Origin of the sequence: Coleofasciculus sp. G2-EDA-02 (assembly GCF_040226375.1) — a bacterium.
GTDB lineage: Bacteria > Cyanobacteriota > Cyanobacteriia > Cyanobacteriales > Coleofasciculaceae > Coleofasciculus.
The window spans coordinates 1-8,192 of sequence record NZ_JAVKEW010000191.1; the positions used below are offsets into that span (position 1 = coordinate 1).

Below are 8,192 nucleotides of genomic sequence, written 5' to 3' on the forward strand. Positions count from 1 at the left end.
ATCGACTATTTGAATCAGTAGAAGAACTAGAAAAATTGCTACATAAATTATTAAATGAAGGAGAGCTTATAATTAAATGGAATAGAAAAATCAAAAACAAAGGCAATGCTGTTTATCCGGTTTAGCTGCGTAGCAGCTTATTTCCAAAAACTCCATTTTGCTGACTGAACGTTTCTTGGGTGGGTTGGTTAATTATTTCTCCGACTCGTCCTAAACTACTGAGAACTCCCACTAAAATATCTGTCTTTGCTATTTCAGACCCTCTGTCAAATAAACCTTCAGCAATGAGAGGTTGGTTATCTGCGCCGCGAATTAGGAAGTTTCCGGGAGGTATCGGCACCTGGTGGATGCGTCCGCTGGAGTCGGGATAGACAATTGCCACTACGGTTTGAGATACCAGTCGGTTTGGGCGAGTTACGTTTTCTACTTCAGCGATTAAGATAGTGCCAGATGGTAAGGCGATCGCGCCATCGGTAGCCTTCATATCCTCAGTTAATTGGACGGCGAATCTTCCGGCTGTTGGGCTTTGGTCGGCTTCGTCCCAAATCATTGGCACGATTACCCTACCTCTGGCAGATGACCCGATGGCTATCTCTTTTGTGGCTATGCCATCATTGCTATTCGGGTTGACTGGTGTGCGGGAGAGAATGCCAGCTTCTCCTGCACTCATTCGGTTTGGGTTTGTACTTGAGTTTAAACTGGCAACTTCCGTATCTCCAATAGCGATCGCGGCTATCCCTGGTTCTGCCTCTGGTGTCGCTGATATCTGTGTTGGTTGTTGGTCTTGAGGGAGTGGTGTTGGTGTTGTCCCTACTGTGATTGGTGCCCAATTGCTGGCGATCGCACTTTCGGTATTTGAATCCTCGGTAACTTCTCCTCTGCTTTGCCCCAGAGAGGCTAATTGTGCCCAGCGTTCGTAGGGGTCTACTTTTTCGGCTGGAGGCGGAGGCGGTGATGGTATGGAACGCGGTGGGGATGGTGTAGGACGCGGCGGTGGTGTAGGTGGCTGTGGAGGAGAAACAGTCTGTACTACTCTGGGCGGTGGATTAGAGTTTTGAACGGGTCTTGGAGGCTGAGGGGTTCTAGCAACTGGTACAGCTTTTGGTTCAGGTTTTGATGTAGGTGTAGGCGTCGGAGTAGGGGAGGGTGTTGGGTGTTCTTTGGATACAGGGGGTTGGGCTTCTAAGGTTCGTTGCTGGTCTTGAAAAGCTAGACGACTTTTGAGTTCTCCCGATTCATCATTAGGAGGAGACGGAGTAACTTCAGGAGTAGATGTTTTTGCCTGTTGGCTGACGGGTTTAGGAGCAAAAAAGGTAAACCAGATAAATCCCAAAATGCCGATAACTACTCCAGTACCAGTTAGCACTGAAACCATACGGACTGATGCTTTTTCTGAAACTGGACGGATTTCTGCTGGCTCGTTTTCTTGTTTGATTCTGTATTTAGATGCTAGTAATTCGTCTGTTTCTTCGTCGTAGCCTGCTAACTCCCTTTCCTCATCGGGACTGAGTTCTTCGTTGCTGTTATTGATGGCATAGTTGGAGTCATTCACTACCTGAAACTCCTTATAACCATGGGAGTAGCTATTGACTTCATTGAGGGAGTTAATTTCCTTAAGCCGATGATCCTTAGTAATGCCAGAAGGTAAGTGGCTTCCTCCTTCTTCGATTTCATCGGGTTCGTTATCAAAATCGGGTTGGTTTTGGAATTCGTTCGTACTCATATTTTGACCTGCGTTTACTTGGGGTTGAATTCAGCAATCCTAGTGATTTCCAATCCGGCAGAGCGAAGTTCATAGACTTTTTGTTCAAACGCGGAGGCTTGGCTTCCCAAAGGGGGTGTTTGGATTTCTACAGCCTTTAACCTAAAAGTCCGATTGAAAGGAATTCTTTCATCTCTTCCTGATGAGCGGTCTACAAGCAGTCGTGTCGCTATCATGTCAATTTCCCATTCTCCTGGACGAATTTCTCTGGGTTCGGATACGAAAGAGATGATAACTGTAGAGCGTAATTGACCGGAGAAAACTGTATTGGGGACGAGTTCCGCTATTTTAAACAGGGAGGCTTTGCCGAACTCTGGCTCCATTAATAATGAGGCAAAATAGCTGCTGGTCGGAACTCGTTTTGAATTGACCTTAATGCCTGGATCTATTTCGTTAGTACCGGGTATTTTGTTGTCCCAGTTAAAGGTTAACTCAGTCCAATTTTTTACGACGTTTTGGATAACGGATGGATACCTGAAGAATCGATCTTGTTCAGAAACGTAGTAAGTCTGTCCATTGATTAACTGGACTTGGGTTGTTTTCATAGCCGCTACCGAATTGATTCGGAATGCTACAAACAGGTGTAAGATGAGGGTGAGGATATTGATCCCTGTGAGAATTAGGAAGCATAAAGCGAGTAAGTTTTTGGCTTCAGGCAGCAGTGCGGGTTGCGTGAATCGTTGAAGTTTCATGTCACCTAAATCCTTTGTGAATTGCCAGGGTTGTTGCTGCTCCTATGGCGTTACTCAATAAATCGACTAGTTGTTTTGCATTACCAGCAATGCCGTTGTACAAGGCAATTCCACCTCCACCGGCGATGAGAAGGGCTAATCCGGGTGCGAAGATGCTGATAAAGAATAAAAAGGCGACATCGCTAGCTAATTCGGCTCCAGAGTTGACCAGGACAACGGCTGCTAGTCCGACGATGATGTTGTAGCCAAGTTGCACGCCAAATAAACTCAAGAAACCTGTTGCCCAAGCCCAAATTGGTCTGCCTTGTAAAGGGAGTAGGGATAAACCCATGGCAATGGGTGAGAATAATGCTGTCAGCAGCAGCGCGGCTTCGAGGATGTTTACGAACGCCCACTGTAGGCTGTAGAGGATGAATCGAATTATGGGAATTGCCTTTTCTCTAAATACTGAGCCGGGGTCAGTTATGAAGGTGACGGCATCTTGGGCTGCACCGGGTAAACTGTTATTCCAAAGTGTTTCAGCAAAGGCTCGTAAGGCTTGCAGAGAGGCGGAGCCAGCGGCTTTTCTTTCAGCTTCATCGACAATTTTTTGAGCAGCTTCTCGCTTGGAATTCCAGCAAGTTACCAGTTCTTCGCCGACTTTATTTCGACACTCGCTGTAGAGGTTTTCTAGTTGTTGTTTACCAATGTTGCTGATGGTAACGTTTGCAATGGCGTCTCTGAATGTGAGTTCTCCCAGTTGGGCTTCGAGAACGCTTTGTACTTGTTTGTAGGCAAAATTTCTGGTAAAAATGACGGTATTTGCCAGCAATTTACCGTTAGCACCCAGGAACAGCATGATCACAAGCGGCCAGATGAATAGTGCGGCTAGCTCTGACCAAGACTGTTTTTCGATGATGTCTTTTCCACTGGTGAGAGTTAAGAAGAGGATGCTAACGGCAGCTAGGGTGATACCGAGGGATACTAAACCCACCCACAGTCCAGAAGCAATTGGGTCGATTGTGTCGATCCAAAGTCTGTTCCAAGATTCTGATGTTGCCCTAGCCAGGTTAATTGATTCGCTAACAATGTCTAAGGCTGACCCTTCCCCCCCAGTTGTTGGTGGTGTAATTTGTGCTAGAAATTCCATCATTGGTTTTAAGGGAAAATATCAAGGGACTGTTGGCGGTGGAGTTGATTCCACGCGCCTGTGTTGATTTGGGTAGAGAGGTAACTTTGGTTAAGCTTGGTTACTAATTAGAAGTAGCAAACCTGTTATTGGAGGTAGGTGTTAGGCTGTCGCTATCGGTTTGTTCTCCCAAGTAACCGCCACCAGGAAGCATTAGCATTCCCGCCTGCAAGCTAGCTTGGTTTCCAGAGGCTATGCTGCCTCGGCGATCGCTTGTGTTGATGGCGGATATTTCTTTGGCAGCTTGTGACAGCAAAACGTTGTTAATGGCTCGGTCGGTACGACCTTGTTGAGCCTCTTGGAGAATCCTTTCATTCACTTGTGCGTTTAGTGCTGTTTGCTGTGATAGGTTCTGTAGAATTTGTTGGGTAACATCGAGGCTTTGGGACTCTTCGCCCAGTTGGATGTTTTGTTGGGTGTCTTGTTTAGTTGCTTCTAGAACTTGGCGGCTATTCACTTGTGCTTCTTGGCTGAGAGTGGAGCCATTAGCAATGCCAACAGCCGCGTTTCGTTGGGCTTGTCCGTCAAATTCAGACATGATGGAGTAGGAGCCTTTGCCGTCTAATTGGCTGGATTTGGTTTCAAGTAAATCTGATAGCTGTGTTCCTTCAATGTTAGATGTGGGAACCTTGATAATTTGGCGGCTGACTTGGCTCAAATCGGGAATGTTTATGGCTCCTAGAGAGGAAGAAAGTATCTCATTCAATGGATCGAATAGTTCGTTCTCTACGAAGCCGCCAATGTCATCCATAAACTGATTGACCTGTTTCAGGGTACTTTCGATAGGAGTAGAGAGGCTACCAGAAGAAGTTGGAGTGTTAACTCCCGGTGTTTGCGTTTCAGGGACAAAGGGAGAATTCGTTTGTGCTTGGCTTGGCTTGATTTGGGCAATTAGCCCCAGATTGAGCAAGAGAGCGATTACAGTTAATTTTGTAATCGGACGTGGTATTAATTGAATTCGAGATTTCATGATGCTCATTTTTTACTTGTTACAAGTTGTCTAGAGTTGTTGGTTGGTTGAGTGGATGCCTTCATCGGCATTTTTGAGTTTCGACCGATGTGGTCAAAGCCTTTTCCTTCTTTTACCGCTGGGATATAGTCTTGGGTAAAATGTTTTAGCCCTTGGAGTTGTCCTTTAAGGGTTGGAGGGTATTGGGACAGGATGCGATCGCGGGCTTCTTTTTCATTTTGGTTGTTAGCAATGGATGCCAACATCATCTCTCCGGGATAGAATCGTGTACGCCAGAATCTTCCTCCTTTTTCAATTAACCAGCAGGAGGAGAGTTCGGCAGTTCTGGGAAAGAAAGCTTCGGTGGCATTTCGACTGATAATTTGTGGGTCGTAGCCCAGGTATCTTTGAGCGGCTGCTACTCCAGAGTTGGTGATTCTTCCGGTAATTTTGTAAACCATGTTTTGCATAATTTGAGCGCCAGCCGAACACTCGCAGATAGCATCAAAGTCTTGACTTAAAAGTACGACAGCTATACCATCTTTTCTGCCTGTTGCACAGAGTTCGCCAACAACTGATGCAAATCCATCTTTCTTCAGAAGTACGCTTAATTCATCGCCAATAAATAGACTTTTGGGATGAGAAAGAGCGTTGCGGATACAAGCGGTATGGGCGTTAATTGCCATTAGGTAAGCATCTTGTTCGTTGGATAGTCCTGACAAGGCAAAGAATTTGACAGCCGGTTCTGGTGAAAATGTACTGGGTCTACCAATTGCTTTTCCTAAGCGGGATGTGAGTAAGGCATTTCCTTGGCTGAGGATTTGGTTAATCGCGAGTCTGTCTAAATCCTCAAAAGATTTTAGGTTGAGTCTTTCTTTGCTACAGAATCTCAGCAAGTCTTTGAGAGTTGGTATTTGCTGCCATTCGGGAGATTGCCAACCTTTTTCAAATGCCCTATTGTATCGAGCAATAATTTCTGGATCTCTGAGGTACATATCGAGCATTCGTAGGATCAGAGAATCGACCCGCTGTGCTAGGTGGGGGTTGTGAATTTTGCCCATGGCGATCGCTACCAGTGCCTTGCGGATAAATTCCTTCCAAGATTCCATCCGCCGTTCTCTTTCTGGTTTGTCAAACTTGCGGAGGTCTGGCGGTTCTACTAAGTTGCTAGAACCCTGGCTGATGTCGTAATATGCACCTTGGTTGCCCAGAAGTTCAATGGCTGTTTTGAATGTACTGTTACCGCCGCTGCTAATATCCATTCCCACAACAGGAATGTTATTCGCTAACGCTTCAATGGCAAAACGCCATCCCAAAACACTCTTACCTGAACCTGATTCCCCAGTAATCAAAGCGCGGCTAGTTTGGTCGTAGAACAGGTCGATAAAAATTGGTTTTCCACCCCGTCCTGTGATGAATTCGACTCCTTTTTTATCGATGTCACGAGGGACGGTTAGAGGGAGAACTCCAGCAACTGTTTCGGTATCGAGGGTAAGGCGGCGTTCGCTTAAAAACGAACCGCTGTGTAGCAGCCATTTCCAAGTAATGGGGAGGCATTGTAACCAAATGTCCCAGGCGATATTGCGTTCGCGGATAACTTTGGCGGTTCCAAAACTGTTACACAGGACATTACAGGCTTGATTGAGTTCTTCGGAAGTGTTTCTGTACACCAAAAAAGCGACGGCTGTATTTAACGGTACGGCTCCTTTGTAAAGCCTTCGTTGCGCGTCAAAAGATTCTTCTTGTTTAATTTCAGCACCAATATCACGTCCTTGCCCTTTGATTAATGCCCGACTACTGGCGGTTTTTGCTCCTTTAGCTTGTCGAGCTAGGTTGTCGTTGATAACAACTTTGTTTCCTACACTAATTTCAACCCAGGCTTCCGTATTGTGAACGTAGGTTGAGGACATAACTTCCCAAAGCCATTTCAACTGTTGTCGGGTATTTGTCCAGCCTGTGGGTGCGTCGTACATCGTCAGGACACCGCATTCTTTGCCTTTTCCTGCTAAATAGACGCGATTGTTACTCTGGCGATGTTCGGGACAGGACGATATACCATTAATTCCTTCGATTAAGACGGTACAAATGTGTTTTTCAGTTGTTTTAATTTCGTTGAGTTTATAGCCTGTGGAGGTTTCCTCTAATTTGACAACTTGAGGGACGGCTGGAGCTTCACCATTGTTAAATCGTTGCCAAAGCCACTTCCAAAGTTCGGCTGTGTTCATGGGACTGATGTCTAGTTCCATCTTGGTATTGAGCAAAATTTCCCAACGAATGAATCCTTCTTCAAAAGCATTGAGAAGTAGTTTGGTGTAAAACTGCTCCCTGTAGATTCGTGCGTTACCAGTAATCGTTCCAATGAGCGCCTCCCACAAATTTTTCACTCCATCAATGGTTTTGCTAATAAAATCTCTCGATGTTTGTTCGCCTTCCCCATCTGCTGTCCAAGTACAGAAAGCAATTTGTTCCCATATCTGTCTGCTGCCTTTATGGGTTAGCTGTTGAATGCGGCGTTGTTCGTTTCGGATAAGTACGGACACGGGTTTGAGATTAGCAGTATCAGCCAACTTCTCTAGCTCTTGGCGTCTGGTAGTATCGTCGCTATAGCATCCCGTGCAGAAGGTAATTTTTTCACTAGGAAGGATATCTTTCATTCCTTCTTCAATGGAAACGGCAAACCCTGATACTTCGCTTCTGAACAGTAGATTATGGAGTCCTTGGGTGCGAAATCCAAATACCAGTTGATAGCTAGACCCGTTATTGAGGAGCATTGCCGATACTTGTCTACCGTCTTTATTGATTTCGACTAAACAACAGAGGTTAGTTTCGTTTTGGAAGGGCATAAATCTGCTAGTTCCTCCGTACTGATTGGGAACAATTTTGGGCTTTAGTTTGATTCTGATTTTTGAATGGTAGGCTTTTCCTTGGATACGGGCAGGACGTTTAGAAGGGATGGGAGAAATATAAAGACTGTCGCCGTTGCACCACTCATCCCCAGGAGGCTTTCGGAATTTGTCGGTAAATAGATGGGGTTGATTTCCTGTTAGGAGCCACCAGCTTACGATTAACCAAAGCGAGACGGTAAAGAACCAACCTAACCCTAAGCTGAAAAACCCCATCGTAAAGATGTATGCAATGATGCTCAGAAAGAACCAAGGGACGATTTGGTTAGCAGGGATAAAGCCAATGCTTGCCTGTTTACCCAGGATTTTGTTGACTCTGATGAAGTCCTTGTCTGGATCTCGTAAAGTCATTGATGGCTCCTTGTTTTATTTCAAAAATGTTAGGATAGTGCCGATTCCTAGTGGGGGAACACTGGGCATTAATCTAGCGGTAGTGCCAGTCCCATTACCGATGAACAAAAAGGTGACTACATCAAGGGCGATGACAATGCCGAAGGCTAGGGCAATTTGTGTGACAATTGGACGCCAATCGTTTCCTTGTTGTGCTTGGTTATAGGCGAATAAAGCAGCGGCGGCTACTAAGCTGCTACGCAGCTTAATTGTATAATATAAAGACAAGGTAAAGAGCGCGGTCGCCAGGATATGCCAGCTAAAAATCATCTGTCTCAAGAGCAGAAAGAAAGACTGATTAAACTCCTAAAGGAAGCTAATGAGTATT

General features: G+C 45.5%; 5 protein-coding genes and 2 pseudogenes. 1 reads left to right on the forward strand and 6 read right to left on the reverse strand.

Annotated elements, in window-relative coordinates:
* Window positions 1–125, forward strand: a pseudogene (locus RLO19_RS22565) (IS630 family transposase); the annotation flags it as partial.
* Here the strand turns inward: RLO19_RS22565 and RLO19_RS22570 are convergent.
* The 6 genes and pseudogenes from RLO19_RS22570 to RLO19_RS22595 form a co-directional block, all read right to left on the reverse strand.
* The gene (locus RLO19_RS22570; RefSeq protein ID WP_446359658.1) at window positions 122–1,723 is read right to left on the reverse strand and encodes a hypothetical protein; all 1,602 of its coding nucleotides are present in this window, start codon (window positions 1,721–1,723) and stop codon (window positions 122–124) included. The pseudogene RLO19_RS22565 and the gene RLO19_RS22570 overlap by 4 nt on opposite strands.
* Window positions 1,724–1,737: 14 nt before the next feature.
* Window positions 1,738–2,454, reverse strand: a complete 717-nt coding sequence (locus tag RLO19_RS22575; RefSeq protein ID WP_446359659.1) for a hypothetical protein — start codon at window positions 2,452–2,454, stop codon at window positions 1,738–1,740.
* A gap of 1 nt (window position 2,455) precedes the next feature.
* A complete protein-coding gene (locus tag RLO19_RS22580) occupies window positions 2,456–3,586 on the reverse strand; it encodes a hypothetical protein (RefSeq protein WP_446359660.1) in 1,131 nt (376 codons plus the stop codon).
* Between the two features lie 100 nt (window positions 3,587–3,686).
* Complete coding sequence (locus tag RLO19_RS22585) at window positions 3,687–4,592, reverse strand: hypothetical protein (protein WP_446359661.1); 906 nt, start codon at window positions 4,590–4,592, stop codon at window positions 3,687–3,689.
* A gap of 5 nt (window positions 4,593–4,597) precedes the next feature.
* Window positions 4,598–7,825: a hypothetical protein gene (locus tag RLO19_RS22590; RefSeq protein WP_446359662.1), complete on the reverse strand. Its 3,228-nt coding sequence runs from the start codon at window positions 7,823–7,825 to the stop codon at window positions 4,598–4,600.
* A 15-nt stretch (window positions 7,826–7,840) separates the two neighbouring features.
* Window positions 7,841–8,056: pseudogene (locus RLO19_RS22595) on the reverse strand (hypothetical protein); the annotation flags it as partial.
* Between the last annotated feature and the right edge of the window lie 136 nt (window positions 8,057–8,192).

Excerpts from the sequence above, each read along its gene's own strand:
- RLO19_RS22570 (WP_446359658.1), bottom strand. The coding sequence starts at position 1,723 with ATGAGTACGAACGAATTCCAAAACCAACCCGATTTTGATAACGAACCC.
- RLO19_RS22575 (WP_446359659.1), bottom strand. The coding sequence starts at position 2,454 with ATGAAACTTCAACGATTCACGCAACCCGCACTGCTGCCTGAAGCCAAA.
- RLO19_RS22580 (WP_446359660.1), bottom strand. The coding sequence starts at position 3,586 with ATGATGGAATTTCTAGCACAAATTACACCACCAACAACTGGGGGGGAA.
- RLO19_RS22585 (WP_446359661.1), bottom strand. The coding sequence starts at position 4,592 with ATGAAATCTCGAATTCAATTAATACCACGTCCGATTACAAAATTAACT.
- RLO19_RS22590 (WP_446359662.1), bottom strand. The coding sequence starts at position 7,825 with ATGACTTTACGAGATCCAGACAAGGACTTCATCAGAGTCAACAAAATC.